Origin of the sequence: Vibrio sp. 10N.222.49.C9, assembly GCF_041474985.1 — a bacterium.
Lineage (GTDB): Bacteria > Pseudomonadota > Gammaproteobacteria > Enterobacterales > Vibrionaceae > Vibrio > Vibrio crassostreae_C.
In genome coordinates, this window is the sequence record NZ_JBFRVD010001107.1 from 1 (window position 1) to 407 (window position 407).

A 407-nucleotide genomic window follows, 5' to 3' on the forward strand; every position below is an offset into this window, starting at 1 on the left:
GCTTGGTACCCGGTCTTTGTGGTCCAAGCAAGCGATCTACTAGGTTTCGTAGCCTGTCAGCTTGCTCGATAATAATCTGGGTATATTCTCGTAATGACTCCGATGGCAGCATTTTTTCTAGTAGTTGCGCTGCGCCGCGAAGTCCACCAAGCGGGTTCTTAATTTCATGAGCCAGACTTCTCACCAGTAGCTTGGCTGCTTGCTGTTGAGCATGCTGATTGAGCTCTTGATTGAGTCTTCGTTGTTGATCCACCTGTCGCAATTCAACTAGAAGCATCACCTTTTTGTCCCACGAAATAGGGCTGATGGTGATCTCCAATAGCAATGGTCTGCCTTCTATAACAAAGGTGACGTCACTGTCTGTAATGCTCTGCCCTGAAATTAAGGGTTGTTCAAACACCGAAAAG

1 protein-coding gene is annotated in these 407 nt (G+C 46.9%); it reads right to left on the reverse strand.

Annotated features, from left to right (window positions below; all coding sequences use genetic code 11):
* The coding region (locus AB4585_RS27110; protein ID WP_372171837.1) for a histidine kinase dimerization/phospho-acceptor domain-containing protein at nucleotides 1-407 on the reverse strand (407 nt) is incomplete at both ends.